Genomic DNA, 21,692 nt, shown 5'->3' on the forward strand with positions numbered 1-21,692 from the left:
TGTTCGCGGGTAAACCCGCTCCCACAGGGATCGAGCCGAGACTCAGCTTTACAGGAGCCAGCCGAATGAGCGACGCACTGCCAATGTCCCCTGCCGAATTCGAGCAGGCCCTGCGCGCCAAGGGCGCCTATTACCACATCCATCACCCGTACCACGTGGCGATGTACCAAGGGCGCGCCACCCGCGAGCAGATCCAGGGCTGGGTAGCCAACCGCTTCTACTACCAGGTCAACATCCCGATGAAGGATGCCGCGATCCTGGCCAACTGCCCGGACCGCGAAGTACGCCGCGAGTGGATCCAGCGCCTGCTCGACCACGACGGCGCACCCGGCGAGGACGGTGGCATCGAAGCCTGGCTGCGCCTTGGCCAGGCGGTCGGCCTCGACCCGGACCAGCTGCGCTCCCAGGAGCTGGTACTGCCCGGCGTACGCTTTGCCGTGGATGCCTACGTCAACTTCGCCCGCCGCGCCAGCTGGCAGGAAGCGGCCAGCAGCTCGCTGACCGAACTGTTCGCCCCGCAAATCCACCAGTCGCGGCTGGACAGCTGGCCACAGCACTACCCGTGGATCGACCCGGCCGGCTACGAGTACTTCCGCACCCGCCTGGGCCAAGCCCGGCGTGACGTGGAGCACGGCCTGGCGATTACCCTGCAGCACTACACCACCCGCGCGGGCCAGGAGCGTATGCTGGAGATACTTCAGTTCAAGCTGGATATTCTCTGGAGCATGCTCGACGCCATGAGCATGGCCTACGAGTTGAACCGCCCGCCTTATCACTCCGTCACCCAGGACCGGGTGTGGCACAAGGGGATCACCCTATGAGTCTTGATCGCAATCAGGTGCCGAGCTGGCGCCCCGGCTACCGCTTCCAGTACGAGCCGGCACAAAAGGGCCATGTGTTGCTGTACCCCGAGGGCATGATCAAGCTCAACGAAAGCGCCAGCCTGATCGGTGGCCTGATCGACGGGCAGCGTGACGTGGCAGCCATCATCAGCGAACTCGAACAGCAATTCCCCGATGTCCCGGAAGTCGCCGATGACATCGAGCAGTTCATGGAGGTGGCCCGTGCCGAACACTGGATCGTCCTCGCCTGAGTTGCCGCCTACGCCCGAGGTCGGCCTGCCGCTGTGGCTGCTGGCCGAGCTCACCTACCGCTGCCCGCTGCAGTGCCCCTATTGCTCCAACCCGCTGGACTTTGCCGCCCAGGGCCAGGAGCTGAGCACCGCACAGTGGTTCAAGGTGATGGCCGAAGCGCGGGAGATGGGCGCCGCGCAAATCGGCTTTTCCGGCGGTGAACCGCTGGTGCGCCAGGACCTTGCCGAGCTGATCGGCGAAGCCCGCCGGCTGGGGTACTACACCAACCTGATCACCTCGGGTATCGGCCTGACCGAAGCGCGCATCGCCGATTTCAAGAAGGCCGGCCTGGACCATATCCAGATCAGCTTCCAGGCCAGCGACGAGCAGGTCAACAACCTGCTGGCCGGCTCGAAGAAGGCCTTTGCGCAAAAGCTGGAGATGGCCCGTGCGGTAAAGGCCCACGGCTACCCGATGGTGCTCAACTTCGTCACCCATCGGCACAACATCGACAAGATCGACCGCATCATCGAGCTGTGCATTGCCCTGGAAGCCGACTTCGTCGAGCTTGCCACCTGCCAGTTCTACGGCTGGGCGCACCTCAACCGCCTGGGGCTGCTGCCAACCCGCGAGCAACTGGAGCGGGCCGAGCGCATCACCAACGAGTACCGGGAAAAGCTCAAGGCCGAGGGCAACCCGTGCAAGCTGATCTTCGTCACCCCGGACTACTACGAAGAGCGCCCCAAGGCCTGCATGAATGGCTGGGGCAACCTGTTCCTCACCATTACCCCGGACGGCACCGCGCTGCCCTGCCACGGCGCCCGCCAGTTGCCCGTGCAGTTCCCCAATGTCCGCGACCACGACCTGCACCATATCTGGTATGAGTCGTTTGGCTTCAACCGCTTCCGTGGTTATGAGTGGATGCGCGAACCGTGCCGCTCGTGTGACGAAAAAGAAAAGGACTTCGGCGGCTGTCGCTGCCAGGCCTTCATGCTGACCGGCGATGCCAGCAACGCCGACCCTGTGTGCGCCAAGTCGGTCGACCACGGCATCATCCTCAAGGCCCGCGAGGAGGCGGAAACCGCCCAGCTCGCCATTGAACAGATGACCTTCCGCAATGATCGAAACTCCCGTGTCATCGCCCGCGGCTGAATTCAGCGCGGCCCAGGCAGTTGCCGCCGGTACCGACTTCGCCGAACTCAAAGTCAGTGCCGACGGGCTGTTCTGGATAGAATTTCGCCCCGCCGACGGTGCTTGCCGTATCTGGCACTGGCTGTACCACCAGGCCCGCTGCCTGACCCCGGATGGTTTCAGCGTGCGCAGCCGGGTCTACGAATATGGCGGTGGCAGCTTTTGCCTGGGTGGCGACGGGCTGGTGTTCGTCAACGAAAAGGACCAGCAGGTCTACACCCAGCCGCTGGACGATGTGCCACCGCGTGCGCTGACCCAGGATGCCAGCTGCCGCTACGGCGATGTGCAGTGGCACCATGGCCAGGTGCTGGCCGTGGAGGAACGCCATGCCGAGCAGGTAGAGCATCGCCTGGTGGCTTTGGCTGAAAGCAGCCGCGAAGTGCTCGCCGAGGGCGCCGATTTCTACGCCTCACCCACTGTGAGTGCCGATGGCCAACGCCTGGCATGGGTGGAATGGGACCGCCCGGCACAGCCCTGGACCCTCACCCGATTGATGTGCCGCGTACGCGACAGCAGTGGCCACTGGGGGCCCGCGCAGTGTGTAGCCAGCGATGATGAGTCGCTGCAACAGCCGCGCTTCGATGCCGAAGGCCGGCTCTACTGCATGTCCGACCGCAATGGCTTCTGGCAGCCCTGGGGGGAAGTCGATGGCCGCTGGCAGGCGTTGCCTGCCGGGCCTGCCGACCACGCAGCTGCGCCTTGGCAACTGGGCACCTGTACCTGGTTGGCGCTGGGGCCGCAAAGCTACCTGGCCAGCTGGTTCAAAGATGGCTTCGGGCAACTGGGGCTGCGTCATGAAGATGGCCGCATGGCGCGTTACGCCAGTGCCTACACACGCTTTCGCAGCCTGGCCATGGACAGCGAAAACCTGTATGCCATTGCCGCCTCGCCCATCAGCCCGCCGGCAGTGATTGCCATCGACCGCCGCAACCACGAGGTCCGCGTGTTGGCCGGTGGTGTCGAGATGCTGCCGGCGGAGCAGATCAGCCTGCCGCAGCCTATTCGCTATGGCAGTGACGGCGAGCAGGCCCATGGTTTCTTCTACCCGCCAGCGCAGGCGCAAGGCGCCGCACCGCTGGTGGTGTTCATCCACGGCGGGCCGACGTCGGCCTGCTATCCCGTGCTCGACCCTCGCATCCAGTACTGGACCCAACGCGGCTTTGCCGTGGCCGACCTGAACTACCGGGGCAGCACCGGCTATGGCCGGGAATACCGCCAGGCACTGCACCTGCGCTGGGGCGAGAGCGATGTGGCCGATGCCTGCGCGGCGGTCGAATACCTGGCTGCTCAAGGCCTGGTCGACAAGCACAAGGCGTTTATCCGCGGCGGTAGCGCCGGTGGCTACACCACCCTGTGCGCGTTGGCGTTCCATGACGTGTTCCGCGCCGGCGCCAGCCTGTACGGGGTCAGCGACCCGGTTGCCCTGGGCCGTGCCACCCACAAGTTCGAAGGGGATTACCTGGACTGGCTGATCGGCGACCCGCAGCAGGATGCCGAACGCTATCGCCAGCGCACGCCGCTGCTGCATGCAGGGCAGATCAAGGTGCCGGTGATTTTCTTTCAGGGTGAGCTGGATGCTGTGGTGGTGCCAGAGCAGACCCGCGCCATGCTGGCGGCGTTGCAGGCTAACGGCATCGAGGCTGAAGGGCACTTCTATGCGGGTGAGCGGCATGGGTTCCGCCAGGCTCAGAACCTGGCGCATGCGTTGGAAGAAGAGTGGAAGTTCTACTGCCGGGTTTTGGCGCAGTAAGCCGAGCTAGCCCGTTGTAGGAGCAGCCTTGTGCTGCGAAAGGGCCGTCACAGGCAGCGCATTTGCTGCGCCTGTAATGGCCTCTTCGCAGCACAAGGCTGCTCCTACAGGGACCGTGTACGCCGCTTACCGTTTGGCGATGATGTACACCGCGTGCACGATCCCCGGAATGTAACCCAGCAAGGTCAGCAGAATATTCAGCCAGAACGCCCCGCCAAACCCCACCTGCAGAAACACGCCCAGCGGTGGCAGAAGAATGGCGATGATGATGCGAATAAAGTCCATGCGAGTCTCTCCTGAAGGGTTACATCAAAGACTAGCCGCCCGCCACAGAGGTTCCACAGGCAAAAAAAAACGCCCCAGGCCGAATGAAACAGGCCAGGGGCGATGCGCAGGAACGCCAGACGGTTCGTAGAATTCTCAGTATTGCTATACCGCTAAGCCGGCACCTCGCGGCGGGCCTGCTGCTGGGCATGCAGGCGGGCAAAGGCGCGGGCCAGGCGCAACAGCATTTCATCGATGTTGCCCTTGCTCACGGTCAGCGCTGGCGACAAACGCACCACATCCGCTTGCGGTGCATTGAGCAGCAGGCCTTCATGCAGGGCCGCAGCCACCAGCTCTTTGGCCAGGTTTTCTTTCAGTTGCAGTGCCCACAGCAAGCCTTGCCCGCGCACCTCACCCTGCCCATAGCGCCCAGCCAGGCGGCTCAGGCCTTCACGCAGATGGCGACCGTTATCCTGCACCTGGGCGAAGAAGCCAGGCTCCAGCACGGTGTCCAGCACAGCCAGGCCGGCGGCGCACATCAGCGCATTGCCATGGTGGCTGCCTTCCAGTTCGCCAGGCTCGGCGCAGCATGCCGTGCCCCGGGCGAGCAAGGCAGCCAGGGGCACACCGCCGCCCAGTCCCTTGCCCAAGGTGATGATGTCGGCGCGCACGCCATACAGCTCCTCGGCCAGCAGCGCGCCACAGCGGCCAATACCGGTCTGCACCTCATCGAGGATCAGCAGGATGCCCAGTTCACGGCACAGTGTTTCCACGCCCTTGAGGTATTCCTGGGTGGCGGGGATAACACCCGCCTCGCCCTGGACTGGCTCAAGCATGATGGCCACGGTGCGCGAATCCACGGCGGCGTGCAGGGCGGCCAGGTCGTTGAACGGCACTTTGCTGAAGCCCGGCAGGCCAGGCTCGCAGCGGTTGCACGGCAGCGGGTCGGACGCCGACAGGGCGCCCAGGCTACGGCCATGGCAGGCCTGGGTGGCAGTGATGATGTGGTAGGCGCCGTTGCGGTGCAGCTGGCCCCACTTGCGCGCCAGTTTGATCGCACCTTCACAGGCCTCCGCACCGCTGTTCAGCAGGTAGGCCTGCTCGCTGCCGGTGCTCTGGCACAGGCGGTTGACCAGCCCCAGCAGGCCCCGGCTGTGGAAGCCCGAGCCCGGGTTGATCAGCGCCTGGGCCTGGTTGCCCAGTGCCTTCACCAGCACGCTGGGGCTATGGCCCAGGCTGTTGACTGCACCACCCTGGGTAAAGTCCAGATAGGCACGCCCTTCGTTATCCCACAACCAGGAGCCCTGACCACGTACGAACACCTGCGCTGCCCGTTCGGCGCTGGGCATCAGGCGATCACGCGACAACTCATCAGCGTGCGGCACGATCACCGGCGCGCGCTTGGGCTCGGCGACAGCGGCAGGGGCCGAGCGGCGCAGGTTGAACAGGTTCATCAGGGCTCCAACCAATCACGGTAAAGGGCGGCTACGGGGCGGTCTTGGTGCCGACACTCGATATTTTGCCTTGCCTATCAAAAGTGTTTTTCATCCGGGGTAACAATCGACTCAATGATCGCTGTAACCCGTTGGAATACGGCGATAGACTAGGCTTCGCGACGGTTTTCGACCATTTCGTTTTTCCAGCATTTTCGATAAGTGTTACTTATGGATTTCCGCCAACTGCGTTATTTCGTCGCGGTGTATGAAGAAGGCCACGTGGGCCGCGCCGCCGAGCGCCTGTCACTGTCCCAGCCGGCACTCTCCCAGCAGATCCGCCAGCTGGAACACAGCCTCGACCTGAGCCTGTTCGAGCGCAGCAACAAGCGCCTGCTGCCCACCCTGGCTGCCCACACCCTGTACAACCACGCCTTGCCATTGCTCGATGGCCTGCAGCGCGCCCACGAGGCCATGCGCAACTTCAAGGGCCAGTCGCTTCGCACCTTGGCTATCGGCGTGTTGCAGACCGTGCGGCCGAGCCTGGTGCCACAGCTGCTCGAACGGCTGCGCAAGGCACAGCCGCACCTTGTCGTGCAGATCTACGAGTTGTCGGGGCTGGAAATCGAACGGCGGCTGCTCAACGGCAGCCTGGATATCGGCATCAGCTACCTGCCACCGCGCCAACCTGGGCTGCATGGCCTGCTGCTGTACGAAGACGAGCTGCAGCTTGTGATCCCCGATACCCACCCGCTGAAGGATTTCAAGAAGGTGTCCATCCGCCAGGCCGCCGAGTTGCCCATGCTGATGCTGGGCGAAGAGTTCCAGATCCGCCAGATCTGGCAGGCGCAGCTAGCCAGCCAGGGGCGGCGGCCACACGTACAGGCAGAGATGAACAACATGGCAGGGATTCTCGACAGCCTGGCGCACACGGCACTGGCCACCATTCTGCCGGGCCGGGCCAAAGAAGCCGCCGAGGATGATCAGGGCCTGCTGTGGAAGCCGTTGAGCGAGCCGCGGGTGCCGCTGAAGGTTGGCCTGGTGTTTCGCGATGCCCAGCGCCAGCAGGCGTCTGTGGAGCTGCTGCGCACCCTGCTGGAGGAAGAGACGGACGCCCGCCTGTTGGGCGCATCGCCGCTGGATGTGCTGGCCTGAAAAACACGCGCACAAAGAAAACCCCGCCGAAGCGGGGTTTTCCAGACTGTTTCCCTGTGACATCCGTATCGCCCCGCCATCCTGGCAGGTGGTCCTTCGTCGTCTTCCTTGATCTGTCCTTTGCACTTCCTGCGCAACGTCCATGTGGTAAAGATTAACCGTGGATCCAATCTGAGAACAGTGGTGAAAAGTCACCACGTCGTGTAGGAAAAAGCTTACAAAGAGGATTCATGCCGTGAATTGGGGCTGCTGCGCAGCCCATCGCGGCACAAGGCCGCTCCTACAGCGACCGCACAATCCTTACGACGCGCGCGGTGACTGTAGGAGCGGCCTTGCGCCGCGAATGGGCCGCAAAGCGGCCCTAAAATCTGTCAGAACTGCTCGGCATCCAGCAGGTAAAGCGACTCGCTCCCCGCCTTCACCGAAGCCACCAGCGAATCCACCCGTGGCAGCAGCCGCGCAAAGTAGAACCGCGCCGTCCCCAGCTTGCCCGAGTAGAACGCCTCGTCCCCTTCACCCGCCTTGGCCGCCCGCGCCATCAGTGCCCACATGTAGGCATAGGCCACATAACCAAAGGCATGCAGGTACTCAACCGACGCAGCTCCGATCTCATTCGGGTTGCCCTTGGCCTGCTCCAGCACCCACTCGGTCAAGCCATCGAGCTGGTCGAGGCTGGCCGCCAACGGCTTGGCAAATTCGCCCAGCTCGCCACCCGCGCCGGCTATGAACTGGCGAATTTCGTCGGAGAACAACCGGTAGTACGCGCCACCGCTGGCCACCACCTTGCGCCCCATCAGGTCGAGGGCCTGGATACCGTTGGTGCCTTCGTAGATCTGCGTAATGCGCACATCACGCACCAGCTGCTCCTGCCCCCACTCACGGATATAACCATGCCCACCGAACACCTGCTGGCCATGCACCGTGCTCTCCAGCCCCAGGTCGGTGAGGAACGCCTTGGCCACCGGTGTCAGCAGTGCCACCAGCTCTTCGCTGCGCTTGCGCACGGCGGCGTCTTCGCTGTACTTGGCACTGTCCAGTTGCATGGCTACATAAGTGGAGAAGGCGCGGCCACCCTCGATCTGCGCCTTCATGGTCAGCAGCATGCGGCGCACGTCCGGGTGGACGATGATCGGGTCGGCGGCCTTGTCCTTGGCATGCGGGCCGGTCGGGGCGCGGCTCTGCAGCCGGTCGCGAGCGTATTCCACCGCGTTCTGGTAGGAGCGTTCGGCGGAGGCCAGGCCTTGGATGCCAACACCCAGGCGCTCGTAGTTCATCATGGTGAACATGGCCGCCAGGCCTTTGTTCGGCTCACCGACGATGTAGCCCACCGCTTCGTCGAAGTTCATCACACAGGTAGCCGAGGCCTGGATGCCCATCTTGTGCTCGATCGAGCCGCAGGTGGCCGGGTTGCGCGTCCCCAGGCTGCCGTCTTCATTGACCAGGAACTTCGGCACCAGAAACAGCGAAATGCCTTTCGGCCCCGCCGGGGCATCCGGCAGCTTGGCCAGCACCAGGTGGATGATGTTCTCGGTCAGGTCGTGCTCGCCGCCGGTGATGAAGATCTTGGTGCCGCTGACCTTGTAGCTGCCGTCGGCCTGCGGCTCGGCCTTGGTGCGGATGATGCCCAGATCGGTACCGGCATGCGGCTCGGTCAGGCACATTGAACCTGCCCAAACGCCGGCGTACATGTTCGGCAGGTACTTGGCCTTCAGCGCTTCGCTGGCGTGGGCATTGATCGACAGGCAGGCGCCAGCGGTCAGCATCGGGTACAGGCCAAACGCCAGGCTGGAGGCGTTGACCATTTCCTCGACCTGGGCCGAGATGGCCTTGGGCATGCCCATGCCGCCGAACACCGGGTCGCCGCCCACGCCTACCCAGCCGCCTTCGGCGTAGGTGTTGTAGGCCTCGATGAAACCGGCCGGTGTGCTTACCGCACCGTTGTCCCAGTGGCAGCCTTCTTCATCGGCGCCGCGGCTGAGCGGCGCGATGGTCTTGGCGGTGACCTTGCCGGCTTCTTCCAGCACGGCCATGGCCGTCTCGGCATCGACTACCTCAGCCAGCCCGGGCAACTGCGCCCACTGCTCGGCCACATTGAAGACTTCATTCAGTACGAAGCGCATGTCGCGCAGGGGCGCTTTATAGTCAGCCATGACAACCTCTCGCTAGTCGGGTCGGGGCGGTCTCGGGGAACCGCGACACTGGGGTTACCGGCAGTGTAACCGAACAACTTTTACGAGACATAGGGTCATCAACTGACCGCACAGTCTTGCCCAGTCACGCCGTACGCACTGCACCGCGCTGCGATTGTTGCCCATGCACCATGACACAATTGCGCCCTGCGCCCTTGGCGCTGTACAGCGCCTGGTCAGCGGATTTGAGCACCGCCTCAGGGTTACGGTGGTCAACCTGGCGCTCGGCCACACCGATGCTGATGGTGACCGACACCGTCCCGCCGCTGTTGCCCGCCCGGCGCTGGCGCCCGCTTGTATCGTCCTGTGGGCGGCTGCTCTGGTCGCGCAGGTGCATCACATAGTTGGCAATCACCTCGCGCACGGCCTCCACGTGGGGCACGCATTCCTCGGCGGTCTTGCCGGCGAACACCAGGGCGAACTCCTCGCCACCATATCGATAAGCGCGGCCACCGCCGGTCACCTTGGACAAGCGGCTGGCGACCAGGCGCAACACCTGATCGCCCACGTCGTGCCCGTGGGTATCGTTGAATTTCTTGAAGTGGTCGACATCGGTCATGGCGATCACGTAGTTGCGCCCCAGGCGCTGCATGCGCTCGTTAAGCGCACGGCGCCCCGGCAGGCCGGTCAGCTCGTCACGGAAGGCCATCTGGTAGGCCTCGTGCGCAACCGCTGCGGCGATCATCAACATCACCTGGCTGCACATGATGTTCAGGGTGAACGGCAGGATGAAGGTTTGCGGCAGCATCCAGAAAATGCCCAGCAGGCCGGTTATCAAGGCAGCGTGCAGCGGCCGCGGTGCGCGCAGGTATTGCACCACCAGCAGGATGAACACGCCGAGGAACAAGGGGTAGACGATCTGGATCAGGCTCATCCACTGGCCATGCAAGGTTGGCCAGCGGATCTCCGCCAGCCAGGTCAGCAGCGCTTCGGGGTAGCTTTGTTCGAGGGCTACCGCCACGCTGCCCACGGCGAACAGCACGGCACCGCGGGCGACCATGTCCTGCAGCAGGTGGGTGCGTTCCTGCCAGGCGCCATACAGCCCGAACAGGGCGGGCAGCAGCAGGCACACCAGGTGGAAGATCACTGCCGCGTCCTCGCGCACGCGGCCATGGTCACGGTAGAAGTCGGTCTGGGTATCGAGCAGGTAGTACGCGATGTACACCGTGAGCATCATGAACAGCTCACGCTGGCGGCGGTAAACCGCGCAGTAGGCACCGCCCAGCAACAGGACCAAGGTGGGCAGGACGTTGAACAGCGATGTGAAAAAGACACTGAGGTCTCTCACATAGGCTGCGGCGAGCCCTGCCAGCAACAGAAACAGCGAAGGCAGGAAGTGGCTTGCGCGAACAGCGTTAAGACGAAACAAGGGTAATCTCCAACCCGGCAGATCAATAGTGGCATTGTGCCCTTACTTCATCGGCAGTGCACATGAACAGTTGAATTTCCGTTCCGCCACGGCCCCTGTAGGAGCAGCCTTGTGCTGCGAATGGTCCGGTATGACAGAAGGTTTGCTTTGGCAGTTATGCCCTCTTCGCAGCACGAGGCTGCTCCTACCAGGGATAGGCATCCGCCCGCAGAATGAAAAAACCCGCCTGCCGATGACGGCAGGCGGGTTTTGGGTACAGCGGGTGAATCAGTACGACAGGCCGAAGTGCTCTTCGTCCATCGCCATCAGGTTGTTGGCACCCGACAGCATGGTCGCCACATGCGTACGGGTACGCGGCAAGATGCGCTGGAAGTAGAAGCGCGCAGTCTGCAGCTTAGCGGTGTAGAACGCCTCTTCGCTGGTGCCGGCTGCCAGCTTCTCGGCCGCCAGGCGGGCGATGTCGGCCCAGAAGTAGGCCAGGCAGGCGTAGCCGGAGTACATCAGGTAATCCACCGACGCCGCCCCCACTTCTTCGCGGTCCTTCATGGCGGCCATGCCCACTTTCATGGTCAGCTCGCCCCACTCCTTGTTGATTGCCGCCAGCGGTTCAACGAACTCCTTGACCGCTTCATTGCCTTCCTGCGCCTGGCAGAACTTGTGCACGATCTTGGTGAAGCCCTTCAGAGCCTCGCCCTGGGTCATCAGCACTTTACGGCCGAGCAGGTCGAGGGCCTGGATGCCGGTGGTGCCTTCGTACAGCATGGAGATACGGCTGTCGCGCACGTTCTGCTCCATGCCCCACTCGGCGATGAAGCCATGGCCGCCGTAGATCTGCACGCCGTGGTTGGCCGCTTCGAAACCGACTTCGGTCATGAACGCCTTGGCGATCGGGGTCAGGAACGCCAGCAGGGCGTCAGCCTTTTTGCGCTCTTCTTCGTCCTGGCTGTACTTGACGATGTCCACCTGCTTGGCAGTGAAGTACACCATCGCACGGTTGCCTTCGGCGAAGGCCTTCATGGTCAGCAGCATGCGGCGCACGTCCGGGTGGACGATGATCGGGTCGGCAGCCTTGTCCGGCGCTTTCGGGCCAGTCAGGGAACGCATCTGCAGGCGCTCACGGGCGTACTTCAGGCCACCCTGGAAGGCCACCTCGGCATGCGCCAGGCCTTGCAGCGCGGTACCCAGGCGAGCAGTGTTCATGAAGGTGAACATGCAGTTCAGGCCTTTGTTGGCCGGGCCGATCAGGTAGCCGGTTGCCGCATCGAAGTTCATCACGCAGGTAGCGTTGCCGTGGATGCCCATCTTGTGCTCGATGGAACCGCAGCTCACGCCGTTGCGCTCGCCCACGCCGCCTTCGGCATTGGGCAGGAACTTCGGCACGATGAACAGCGAAATGCCTTTCGTGCCGGCTGGTGCGTCCGGCAGGCGGGCCAGGACGATATGGACGATGTTGTCGGCCATGTCGTGTTCACCGGCCGAAATGAAGATCTTGGTGCCCGACACTTTGTAGCTGCCGTCGGCCTGTGGCTCGGCCTTGGTGCGCAGCATGCCCAGATCGGTACCGCAGTGCGGTTCGGTCAGGCACATGGTGCCGGTCCACTCACCGGAAACCAGTTTGGTCAGGTAGGTCTCTTGCTGCTCATGGGTACCGTGCGCGGAAATGGTGTTCATCGCGCCATGCGACAGGCCTGGGTACATGCCCCACGACCAGTTCGACTCACCCACCATCTCGCTCAACGCAAGGCCCAGCGACTCCGGCAGGCCTTGACCGCCATGGGCGACGTCATGGGCCAGGCTCGGCCAGCCGCCTTCGACGAACTGCTCGTAGGCTGCCTTGAAGCCAGTCGGGGTTTTAACGCCCGATTCGCTCCAGGTGCAGCCTTCCTGGTCACCGACACGGTTCAGCGGGGCCAGCACCTGCTCACAGAACTTCGCGCCTTCTTCGAGGATCGCATCGACCATGTCGGGCGTGGCGTCCTGGCAGCCCGGCAGGCTCTGATAGTGCGCCTCATAGCCAAGCAGTTCGTCGCGAACGAAGCGGATATCACGCAAGGGGGCTTTGTAATCAGGCATTGCGATGAACCTCTGGGTCAGTTCTGTGGGGGTGACCAGCTCTTGGCGGCCGTCTATCAAACAGTTGTTTGAAACTTACGTTTAGCTCCGGCTTATGTCAAGGAGGGACTATGGTGCCATTTGCGCCACGAAAAATGGCGTTTACGCCACGCCCAGAAAAACCGCCGCCCCTGTGGGAGCGGGCGTGCCCGCGAAAGGGCCCGGCCAGACAACAGAGATGCCTGACCTGACGCTTTCGCGGGCACGCCCGCTCCCACAGGGGCTGTGTTTAATGGGAGGGGTGACCCGTCAGGCGTAGGTGTCGATGATCCGACCGAGCATTTCGTCGGATGCCTTGACCACCTTTGCACCAAGCTCGACTTCGGTTTTGCCAACAACCATTTGCACGGTGCTGGTGGCCAGGTCCATCTGCTGGCTGCGATCTACTGCGCGCAGGCGTTCAGCCTGAAAATCGCTGGACTGGCTGGTGGCGGTACGTTCGGCTGTGGTGTTGGCGATCTGGCCTGCGGCCTGATCGACGCGGTTCTGGCCGGTTTGAATCGCACTCAGGCCCGCGTAATAGGCGGAGCTACCGGTGATTTCCATGTCAGGACTCCATTGACGCTGGATAACGAACAGCCCCAATTAAAGCAGGCTGGGCGCGAAAAGGCCCGTTTAAAACCCTAATGGCCTGGTGCCAGTTGATAGGCCTTGGGTATTCCTGCTCTGGCCCCATCGCCGGCAAGCCAGCTCCTGCAAGAGCGGGCAAGCCCGCGATAGGCCGGGCGTGGAAACGGCTAATCCAGCAGATCCAGCTGAAGGTGTTCAGCCACCATATCGGCACTGGCTTGCTTCAGTTTGGGCACCCGCCCAAGGCAAGGCGCAGGCAAGCGCTCTGCCAGGCTGGCAAGGTTCTCTTCAAGACGCGAAGTACGGGGCTCGATGATGTTCGCCACCCACCCGGCCAATTGCAGCCCATCCCGCTCGATCGCCTCGGCGCTGAGCAAGGCATGGCTGATGCAACCCAACCGCACCCCCACAACAAGAATCACCGGCAACTGCAGGGCAACGGCGAGGTCGGAAAGGTTCTCCAGGCCCGACAGCGGCACACGCCAGCCACCGGCCCCTTCGACCAAAGTGAAATCGGCATTTTGTTGCAGCACATTGCGCATTGCCGCCAGCAACTCCGGAACAGCCAGCGTCACCCCCGCCTCACGCGCCGCCACATGCGGGGCAATGGCAGGCTCGAAGGCAAACGGGTTGACCTGCTCGTATGGCAACTTGATCGTGCTTTCGTCGATCAGCGCCTGCGCATCACTGTTGCGCAAGCCCTTAGGTGTCATGGTGCAGCCGGAGGCCACCGGTTTGGCACCCAGAGTGCTCATGCCCTGCAAGCGCGCCGCATGCAAAAGCCCGGCGGCGATGGTGGTCTTGCCGACATCGGTATCGGTACCGGCAATGAAATAGGCCTGGCTCATCTCGCTCCCCTTACGCCTGTGGCTTGCGCAACACACCATAGACCACCTGATAGGTGGCTGGCAGCCCCTCGGGCTGGCGAAATGCTTCGTAGGCCTGCAACAGGCCCTGCATGCGGGCCCGACCGGTGAGGCCTGAAGGGCGGCCCGGGTTGAGGTTGTGCGCGCCCAGTGCCTTCAGCTCATGGGTCAGGCTGCGAACATCCGGGTAGTGCAGCACATGCGGGCAGCGCTGCAGCCCAAGTTGTTCAAAGCCGCTGCCGGCACACAGGCGTTGGTAATCCTCGAACCGGCGGAAGCGGTTCACATGCACCAGGCCATCCACGGCCTGCCAGCTGGCACGCAACTCGTCGAGGGTACCCACGCACAGGCTGCTGAAAGCCAGCACGCCACCCGGGCGCAGTACTCGCAACGCCTCTGCCAGCACACAGGCGAACTGGTCGCACCACTGCACGGCCAGGCTGGTGAACACAAGGTCGACACTGGCATCGCGCAGCGGCAAGCGCTCGGCGTCACCGGCCACGTGGTAGTGCGCCCCACCTTGTTCATCCCGCGCGTGGCGCAGCATGCCTTCGGCAATGTCCACTGCCACACCGCTGGCCTGTGCGAAACACTCGGCCAGTTTTCGGCTGAAATGGCCGGTTCCGCTGCCCAGATCCAGCCAGTGCGACGGCTGCAAGCCTGCCGGCAACTGCTCCAGCAGGTTCAACCCTACAGCGCGCTGCAAGGCCGCCACGCTGTCGTAGCTGGCCGCAGCGCGGGAGAACGAAGCCGCCACCTGGCGTTTGTCGGGCAACGCGCCGGGCAGGGTTGGACGGGAAAGGTCAGTCATCGCCACTCTCATGCAGGAAACTCTTGATGCCCGCCGCCAGCTCCTGCGGGTACTCCAGCAGGAACGCGTGGGAACTGTCTTCGACCAGGCCCACTTCCACATCCGGCAGCAGCTCGCTCAACGCCTTGGCTGCCTCTGCCGGCACCAGCGCATCGCTGCCGGCAAACAGGTGCAATTGCGGGCCGGCGTATGCCTGCAGGGCTTCGCGGGTGTCCAGCTTGGCCAGCACCTCAAGGCCGGTTGCCAGGTACAGCGGGTCGGTGTCCGGCACCCCCACACCCAGTTGGCGCAGCAACGTACGTGGCTGCTGGGCGCCATCACTGCACAAGGTACGGAAGCGTTTGAGGGTGACCTGGGTATGGCTGCGGCAGCCGTCGAGGAAGGTGCCGAAGGTGTCTTCGGGCATGCCGTGGGGCCAGTCTGGCCGGGCGACGAAGCTGGGGTTGCTGGCCAGGGTCAGCAGGCCACAGCAGTGGTCGCCGCGCTGGTGCGCCAGCGCGCTGGCAAGCATGCCACCCAACGACCAGCCACCCAGCCAGACATCGCTGGGCAGCTTGCGGTCCAGGTGGTCGACCCAACCCTGCACATCGCTGTGGTCCAATTCGGGCAAGGGCATCAGCTCTACCTGCAAGCGGGCATCCTGGGCGCGCAGGCTGGCTGCCAGCGGCTCCAGTGAGGCAGTGCCCAGGCCCCAGCCAGGCAGCAATACAAGACGATTACGCATCGGCGTTCTCCAACTGTGGATAACACTCGGCCAATGCATTCAACAATAGCTGCACCTGCGCCTCGCTGTGCGCGGCGCTCAGGGTCACCCGCAGGCGTGCGCCGCCCGCTGGCACGGTGGGTGGGCGGATGGCCGTCACCAGCAAGCCGCGCTCGCGCAGCATGCGCGACAGGCGCAGGGCCTGTGCGCTGTCGCCGATCATGATCGGCTGGATCGGCGTCGGGCTGTCCATCAACGCCAGCCCGATCTGCTGTGCGCCTTCGCGGAACTGGCGAATCAACGCCGCCAGGTGCTCGCGGCGCCAGGTTTCGTGACGCAACAGTTCCAGGCTCTTGAGCGTGGCACAGGCCAGCGCCGGTGGCTGGCTGGTGGTGTAGATGTAAGGGCGGGCGAACTGCACCAGCGCCTCGATCAGCTCTTCGCTGCCGGCAACAAAGGCACCCGCAGTACCGCAAGCCTTGCCCAGCGTGCCGATCAGCACCGGTACGTCATCCACGCTCAGGCCGAAGTGCTCGACGATGCCGCCGCCCTGTGCGCCGAGTGTGCCCAGGCCATGGGCGTCATCGACCATCAGCCAGGCACCGCGGGCGCGAGCGACATCGGCCAGTGCCGGCAGGTCGGCCAGGTCGCCGTCCATGCTGAACACGCCATCGGTCACCACCAGCGTATTACCGACCGCCTTGTCCAGGCGGCTGGCCAGGCTGGCCGCATCGTTATGCAGGTAGCGATTGAAGCGTGCACCGCTGAGCAGCCCGCCATCCAGCAGCGAGGCGTGGTTCAGGCGGTCTTGCAGCACGGTATCGCCCTGCCCCACGAGCGCGGTGATGGCGCCCAGGTTGGCCATGTAGCCCGTAGAGAAGAGCAACGCACGCGGGCGGCCAGTGAGTTCGGCCAACGCTTCTTCAACCTGGTGGTGTGGCGTGCTGTGGCCGACCACCAGGTGCGAGGCACCGCCACCGACACCCCAGCGCTCGGCGCCAGCCTGCCAGGCGGCGATAACTTCGGGGTGGTTGGCCAGGCCAAGGTAGTCATTGCTGCAGAAGGCCAGCAACCGCTGGCCGTCGACCACCACTTCCGGCCCCTGCGGGCTCTCCAGCAGTGGCCGCTGCCGATACAGGTCTGCGGCGCGCCGTTCGGCCAGGCGCGCCGCCAGGTCGAAGGCCATGTCAGGCCGATGCAGCGTTGTAGAACATCTCACTGCTGCGCTGTTCGACCAACGCCTGCTCGATGGCCGCCTGATGCACTTCGTCGGCGTGCTCTTCACGCGCTTCGGGCTTGATGCCCAGGCGTGCGAACAACTGCATGTCCTTGTCGGCCTGCGGGTTGGCGGTGGTCAGCAGTTTTTCGCCGTAGAAGATCGAGTTGGCACCCGCCATGAACGCCAGGGCCTGCATCTGCTCGTTCATCTGCTCGCGGCCGGCGGACAGCCGCACGTGCGACTTGGGCATCAACAGGCGGGCGACGGCCAGCATGCGGATAAAATCGAATGGGTCGACGTCCTCTTCCTCGGCCAGCGGCGTGCCGGCAACCTTGACCAGCATGTTGATCGGCACCGACTCGGGGTGCTCGGGCAGGTTGGCCAACTGGATCAGCAGGCCGGCGCGGTCGTCCAGCGATTCGCCCATGCCCAGGATGCCTCCGGAGCAGATCTTCATCCCCGCATCGCGCACGTAGGCCAGGGTCTGCAGGCGCTCGCTGTAGGTGCGGGTGGTGATGATGCTGCCGTAGAACTCCGGCGAGGTGTCGAGGTTGTGGTTGTAGTAATCCAGGCCAGCCTGGGCCAGGGCTGCGGTCTGCTCCTGGTCGAGCTTGCCGAGGGTCATGCAGGTTTCCAGGCCCATGGCCTTCACCCCTTTGACCATCTCCAGCACGTAAGGCATGTCTTTGGCAGACGGGTGCTTCCACGCCGCGCCCATGCAGAAGCGGGTGGAACCGATGGCTTTGGCGCGAGCAGCCTCTTCCAGCACCTTCTGCACTTCCATCAGCTTCTGTTTTTCCAGCCCGGTGTTGTAGTGGCCGGACTGTGGACAATATTTGCAATCTTCCGGGCAGGCGCCGGTCTTGATCGACAGCAGGGTCGAAACCTGCACCCGGTTAGGGTCGAAATGCGCGCGGTGCACAGTCTGCGCCTGGAACAGCAAGTCATTGAACGGTTGCTGGAACAGCGCCTTGACCTCGGCCAGGGACCAGTCGTGACGTGTTGTTGCAGTTGTGCTGGCGCTCATCGGCGTTTCCTTGTTTAGGCTGTAGCTGGCGCCGGGACAGGAAAGCCCACAAGCGCATCACGGATAGCCCGCATAGTTACGGAAGGCCCATGAACTGTCAACCACACTGGAAAAGACTGGTTTACAAGTGCTCACTTATTAATCAGATGTGTTTATTGTGTGACGAGCCTGCCGATCAGGCCTACCCGATGTGCATCGCCTGCGAGCAGGAACTGCCTTGGCTGGGCGATCAATGCCTGCGCTGCGCCCTGCCGCTGCCTATGGCTGGCCTGACCTGCGCCCACTGTTGCCGGCACTTGCCGCCGTTCGAGAGCGTGATTGCACCATGGCAATTCGGCTTTCCGGTCGACACGCTGGTCAGCCGCTTCAAGCACAACCGGCAGTGGCCTCTGGGGCGTTTGATGGCTGAACTGCTGGGGTTTGGGCTGCTGCATCGCTTTGCCGAAGGGCTACCCCGCCCTGACCTGCTGTTGCCTGTGCCCTTGGCCAAGCGTCGACTGCGCGAGCGCGGGTTCAACCAGGCCGGGATGCTCGGGCGGTGGTTGTCCACGCAACTTGGGCTACCGTGCGATGAGCGATTGTTGCTGCGCACGCGCGAGACGCCTGCGCAGCAACAGCTGGATGCCCGGGCAAGGCGGCGCAATTTGCGACAAGCGTTTGCGCTCTCGGGTGAACTGACGGGCAAACATGTCGCTATTGTCGATGATGTGTTCACCACCGGTGCCACCGCGCAGGCAATCGCCGAGGTGCTGCGCAAGGCCGGAGCGCGGCGGGTGGATGTGTATTGCCTGGCACGCACGCCCAAGCCGGGGTATGCATGACCCTGCGCAGTCCTCCACAATCCGCTTTCAGGACCTTCAAATATAACGACTCAATACCCATGCCCCTACCCACCCTGCTTACCCAGCACATCGCCCGCCGCCCCCAGCGCATCGCCCTGCTGCAGCACATTGCCGAGCAAGGCTCGATCACCCGAGCCGCCAAAGCCGCAGGCATTAGCTACAAAGCTGCCTGGGATGCCATCGACGAGCTCAACAACCTGGCCAGCCAGCCCTTGGTCGAGCGCAGTACCGGTGGCCGTGGCGGTGGCGGTGCGCGTTTGTCGCCGGAAGGCGAGCGGGTGTTGCGTCTGTATCAAAGGTTGCAGGCCCTGCAGGCGGAAATTCTTGAGGCCGCCGAAGAATCCAGTGACCTCGACCTGCTCGGCCGCCTGATGCTGCGTACCAGTGCGCGCAACCAACTCCAGGGCCAGGTCAGCGGCTTGCGCCGCGAGGGCCGGTATGACCGCGTCAGCCTGGCATTGGGCGGTGGGCTGGAGATTGATGCGCTGATCACCCACGACAGCACCGCGCGGCTGGAGCTGACACTGGGGACGATGGTGGTGGCGCTGCTCAAGGCCGGGTGGGTACGGTTGCTGCCGGAGGGGGAAGCAGCCGACGCGGGCAGCAACTGCTTGAGTGCAACGGTGGAAGAAGTGTTGGCAGAGGATGAGGGGCCCAGTGAGGTGCGGCTGGCGTTGGGCAATGGGCAGACATTGTGTGCCATCGCGGAGGCGGGCTGGTTGGCTGGTCATCCGGTGGCGGCGGGCAGTGCGGTGCAGGTGCAGTTTCATCCGTCCTATGTGTTGATCGGGGTTCCTGCATAGCCTGGCCGCGCATTGCGCGGTTCGCGGGCGCGCCCGCTCCCACAAATCCTGAAACGTGCGCTGTACCTGTGGGAGCGGGCATGCCCGCGAAGAGGCCGGTACAGGCATAACGCGTTACCATGGCCCCACGCTGCTTACCCTCCGGAGTCACCATGTCCCACCCCTTCGACACCCTCACCCCCGACCTGGTCCTGGACGCAGTGGAAAGCATCGGCTTTCTCAGCGACGCCCGGGTGCTGGCACTGAACAGCTACGAGAACCGCGTCTATCAGGTGGGCATCGAAGACGCGCAGCCGCTGATCGCCAAGTTCTACCGCCCAGGCCGCTGGAGCGATGCGGCGATCCTCGAAGAACACAGCTTCACCGCCGAACTCGCCGACTGCGAGGTGCCGGTGGTTGCGCCGATGCAGCACGACGGCCGCACCTTGTTCGAGCATCAAGGCTTCCGTTTCACTCTGTTCCCGCGCCGCGGCGGCCACGCTCCGGAGCCGGGCAACCTCGACCAGCTCTACCGCCTTGGCCAGTTGCTCGGCCGCCTGCATGCCGTGGGCGCCACCAAACCATTCGAGCACCGTGAGGCCCTGGCTGTGGACAACTTCGGCCACGCCTCGCTGAACACCCTGCTGGACGGTGGTTTTGTCCCTCGCGAACTGTTGCCCGCCTTCGAGTCCGTGGCCCGCGACCTGCTAAAACGTGTCGAGGATATCTACGCCCGCACTCCGCACCAGCTGATCCGCCTGCACGGCGACCTGCACCCCGGCAACCTGATGCACCGTGACGAGGTGTACCACGTGGTCGACCTCGACGACTGCCGTATGGGCCCGGCGGTGCAAGACCTGTGGATGATGCTGGCCGGCAGCCGCGAGGAGCGCCTGGGGCAACTGGCCGAGCTGATCGACGGCTACAACGAGTTCCACGACTTCGACCCGCGCGAACTGGCCCTGATCGAGCCCCTGCGCGCCCTGCGCCAGCTTCACTACAGCGCGTGGCTGGCACGGCGCTGGAGCGACCCGGCGTTCCCGCCCAGCTTCCCGTGGTTCGGCCAACCCCGCTACTGGGGGGACCAGATTCTCGCCTTGCGCGAACAAATGGCCGCGCTGGATGAAGCACCGCTGAAATTGTTCTAGAAGCATGCCTACGTCTGTCTACAATAGGCGTCGCTTTATTTAGCTACCTAAGCAAGGATTCTGCATGCACGCCGCAAACCCGCGTCGCGGGTACATCCTGGGCCTGAGCGCCTACATCATCTGGGGCCTGTTCCCCATCTATTTCAAGGCAATCCAGAACGTCCCGGCGGTCGAGATCATTGTCCACCGGGTGCTCTGGTCGGCGCTGTTCGGCTCGCTGCTGCTACTGGTGTGGAAACACCCGGGCTGGTGGCGCGAACTGCGCGACAACCCGCGCCGGCTGGGCATCCTGGCGCTGAGCGGAGCATTGATTGCGGGTAACTGGCTGACCTATGTTTGGTCGGTAAACAACGGCCGCATGCTCGAAGCCAGCCTGGGTTACTACATCAACCCGCTGATCAATGTGGTACTGGGCATGCTGATTCTTGGCGAGCGCCTGCGCCGCCTGCAATGGCTGGCGGTGGGCATGGCCGCCGTAGGCGTAGCCCAGCAGGTGTGGCAGGTAGGCAGCCTGCCTTGGGTGTCGCTGGTGCTGGCGCTGAGCTTCGGCTTCTACGGGCTGATTCGCAAACAGGCGCCAGTGGCGGCATTGCCGGGCCTGGTGGTGGAAACCTGGATGCTGGTGCCGCTGGCCCTTGGCTGGCTGCTACTGCACCCGGCGGCGATGAGTGCCCAGGGGGCGTTTTACACCAGCAGCGAAGCACTGTGGTTGATGGCGGCCGGGCCGGTGACGCTGATACCGCTGGTGTGCTTCAACGCTGCGGCCCGGCACCTGCCATATACCACCCTGGGCTTCCTGCAGTACCTGGCGCCGACGCTGGTATTGCTGCAGGCAGTGCTGTTGTTCGATGAGCATTTGTCGTCGAGCACATTGGTGGCGTTCATGTTCATCTGGGCGGGTTTGGCGATCTACAGCGTCGATGCGTGGATGAATTTGCGCAAGCGCAGCTGATCAAAAAACGATCAAAACTCTGCAGGCCATGCGGTTCGAGGCCTGCAGCGACATCTCCAAAGGTTATCCACACCCTCGTCCCCGTGCTTTGTGCACAAGCTGCTGATTATTGGGTGTTTTTTGATCAAAACTGCGCAGGGCACAGAGGGCCTGGGGTGGAGAGGTACACCCCCAGGTTATCCACAGGGCCTTCCCCGTGATATCGGGATAACCGCAAGGGGCTGCGATGCAGCCCG

General features: G+C 63.7%; 20 protein-coding genes. 9 read left to right on the forward strand and 11 right to left on the reverse strand.

Annotated features, from left to right (window positions below):
* Positions 1–65 precede the first annotated feature (65 nt).
* Genes pqqC through SB765_RS18215 form a run of 4 tightly spaced genes read left to right on the forward strand, consistent with a single transcriptional unit; the run spans position 66 to position 4,014 of the window.
* Complete coding sequence (pqqC, locus tag SB765_RS18200; protein WP_012270176.1) at positions 66–821, forward strand: pyrroloquinoline-quinone synthase PqqC; 756 nt, start codon at positions 66–68, stop codon at positions 819–821.
* Positions 818–1,093 (forward strand): pyrroloquinoline quinone biosynthesis peptide chaperone PqqD, encoded by a 276-nt coding sequence (pqqD, locus tag SB765_RS18205; RefSeq protein ID WP_016497682.1) that lies wholly within the window; start codon positions 818–820, stop codon positions 1,091–1,093. The genes pqqC and pqqD overlap by 4 nt, the downstream gene beginning before the upstream one ends.
* Positions 1,065–2,225, forward strand: a complete 1,161-nt coding sequence (gene pqqE, locus SB765_RS18210; protein ID WP_341797380.1) for a pyrroloquinoline quinone biosynthesis protein PqqE — start codon at positions 1,065–1,067, stop codon at positions 2,223–2,225. Before pqqD ends, pqqE begins: the two co-directional genes overlap by 29 nt.
* On the forward strand, positions 2,191–4,014 hold the full coding sequence (locus SB765_RS18215) for a prolyl oligopeptidase family serine peptidase (RefSeq protein ID WP_410931715.1): 1,824 nt from the start codon (positions 2,191–2,193) through the stop codon (positions 4,012–4,014). The genes pqqE and SB765_RS18215 overlap by 35 nt, the downstream gene beginning before the upstream one ends.
* A gap of 126 nt (positions 4,015–4,140) precedes the next feature.
* Here SB765_RS18215 and SB765_RS18220 read toward each other — a convergent pair whose 3' ends face one another.
* Entirely contained in the window at positions 4,141–4,299 is a 159-nt protein-coding gene (locus SB765_RS18220) for a YqaE/Pmp3 family membrane protein (protein WP_003177654.1), read from the reverse strand.
* 152 nt (positions 4,300–4,451) lie between these two features.
* A complete protein-coding gene (locus SB765_RS18225) occupies positions 4,452–5,732 on the reverse strand; it encodes an aspartate aminotransferase family protein (RefSeq protein ID WP_410931716.1) in 1,281 nt (426 codons plus the stop codon).
* A 210-nt stretch (positions 5,733–5,942) separates the two neighbouring features.
* Here SB765_RS18225 and SB765_RS18230 point away from each other — a divergent pair, with 210 nt between their 5' ends.
* Positions 5,943–6,866 carry a LysR family transcriptional regulator gene (locus SB765_RS18230; protein WP_016484586.1) on the forward strand — a complete coding sequence of 308 codons (924 nt, stop codon included), beginning with the start codon at positions 5,943–5,945 and terminating at the stop codon, positions 6,864–6,866.
* Between the two features lie 371 nt (positions 6,867–7,237).
* On the opposite strand, the gene SB765_RS18235 is transcribed toward SB765_RS18230, so the two are convergent.
* From SB765_RS18235 to bioB, 9 genes are all read right to left on the reverse strand, one after another.
* Positions 7,238–9,016 carry an acyl-CoA dehydrogenase C-terminal domain-containing protein gene (locus SB765_RS18235; protein WP_410931717.1) on the reverse strand — a complete coding sequence of 593 codons (1,779 nt, stop codon included), beginning with the start codon at positions 9,014–9,016 and terminating at the stop codon, positions 7,238–7,240.
* Between the two features lie 124 nt (positions 9,017–9,140).
* Positions 9,141–10,424 carry a sensor domain-containing diguanylate cyclase gene (locus tag SB765_RS18240; RefSeq protein ID WP_341797376.1) on the reverse strand — a complete coding sequence of 428 codons (1,284 nt, stop codon included), beginning with the start codon at positions 10,422–10,424 and terminating at the stop codon, positions 9,141–9,143.
* 267 nt (positions 10,425–10,691) lie between these two features.
* A complete protein-coding gene (locus SB765_RS18245) occupies positions 10,692–12,497 on the reverse strand; it encodes a phenylacyl-CoA dehydrogenase (protein WP_341797375.1) in 1,806 nt (601 codons plus the stop codon).
* 288 nt (positions 12,498–12,785) lie between these two features.
* Complete coding sequence (locus SB765_RS18250) at positions 12,786–13,082, reverse strand: hypothetical protein (RefSeq protein WP_016497674.1); 297 nt, start codon at positions 13,080–13,082, stop codon at positions 12,786–12,788.
* Positions 13,083–13,273: 191 nt separating this feature from the next.
* Positions 13,274–13,954: a dethiobiotin synthase gene (gene bioD, locus SB765_RS18255; RefSeq protein ID WP_019472548.1), complete on the reverse strand. Its 681-nt coding sequence runs from the start codon at positions 13,952–13,954 to the stop codon at positions 13,274–13,276.
* Between the two features lie 10 nt (positions 13,955–13,964).
* Positions 13,965–14,783: a malonyl-ACP O-methyltransferase BioC gene (gene bioC, locus SB765_RS18260; RefSeq protein WP_197898037.1), complete on the reverse strand. Its 819-nt coding sequence runs from the start codon at positions 14,781–14,783 to the stop codon at positions 13,965–13,967.
* Complete coding sequence (locus SB765_RS18265; RefSeq protein ID WP_410911145.1) at positions 14,776–15,507, reverse strand: alpha/beta fold hydrolase; 732 nt, start codon at positions 15,505–15,507, stop codon at positions 14,776–14,778. The genes bioC and SB765_RS18265 overlap by 8 nt, the downstream gene beginning before the upstream one ends.
* Complete coding sequence (gene bioF, locus SB765_RS18270; RefSeq protein WP_016497670.1) at positions 15,500–16,672, reverse strand: 8-amino-7-oxononanoate synthase; 1,173 nt, start codon at positions 16,670–16,672, stop codon at positions 15,500–15,502. Before bioF ends, SB765_RS18265 begins: the two co-directional genes overlap by 8 nt.
* Position 16,673: 1 nt before the next feature.
* A complete protein-coding gene (gene bioB / locus SB765_RS18275; protein ID WP_016497669.1) occupies positions 16,674–17,732 on the reverse strand; it encodes a biotin synthase BioB in 1,059 nt (352 codons plus the stop codon).
* Positions 17,733–17,821: 89 nt separating this feature from the next.
* Between bioB and SB765_RS18280 the strand changes: the two genes are divergently transcribed.
* From SB765_RS18280 to rarD, 4 genes are all read left to right on the forward strand, one after another.
* Positions 17,822–18,553 (forward strand): ComF family protein, encoded by a 732-nt coding sequence (locus tag SB765_RS18280; RefSeq protein ID WP_410911144.1) that lies wholly within the window; start codon positions 17,822–17,824, stop codon positions 18,551–18,553.
* A gap of 59 nt (positions 18,554–18,612) precedes the next feature.
* Positions 18,613–19,377 (forward strand): TOBE domain-containing protein, encoded by a 765-nt coding sequence (locus tag SB765_RS18285; protein ID WP_410911143.1) that lies wholly within the window; start codon positions 18,613–18,615, stop codon positions 19,375–19,377.
* A 152-nt stretch (positions 19,378–19,529) separates the two neighbouring features.
* Positions 19,530–20,504, forward strand: coding sequence for a serine/threonine protein kinase (locus SB765_RS18290; protein ID WP_019470553.1), 975 nt, complete (start codon positions 19,530–19,532; stop codon positions 20,502–20,504).
* 64 nt (positions 20,505–20,568) lie between these two features.
* On the forward strand, positions 20,569–21,456 hold the full coding sequence (gene rarD, locus SB765_RS18295; RefSeq protein WP_016497665.1) for an EamA family transporter RarD: 888 nt from the start codon (positions 20,569–20,571) through the stop codon (positions 21,454–21,456).
* Positions 21,457–21,692: the final 236 nt, after the last annotated feature.

Origin of the sequence: Pseudomonas sp. SIMBA_067 (genome assembly GCF_046534675.1) — a bacterium.
In the GTDB taxonomy this organism is placed as follows: Bacteria; Pseudomonadota; Gammaproteobacteria; order Pseudomonadales; family Pseudomonadaceae; genus Aquipseudomonas; species Aquipseudomonas putida.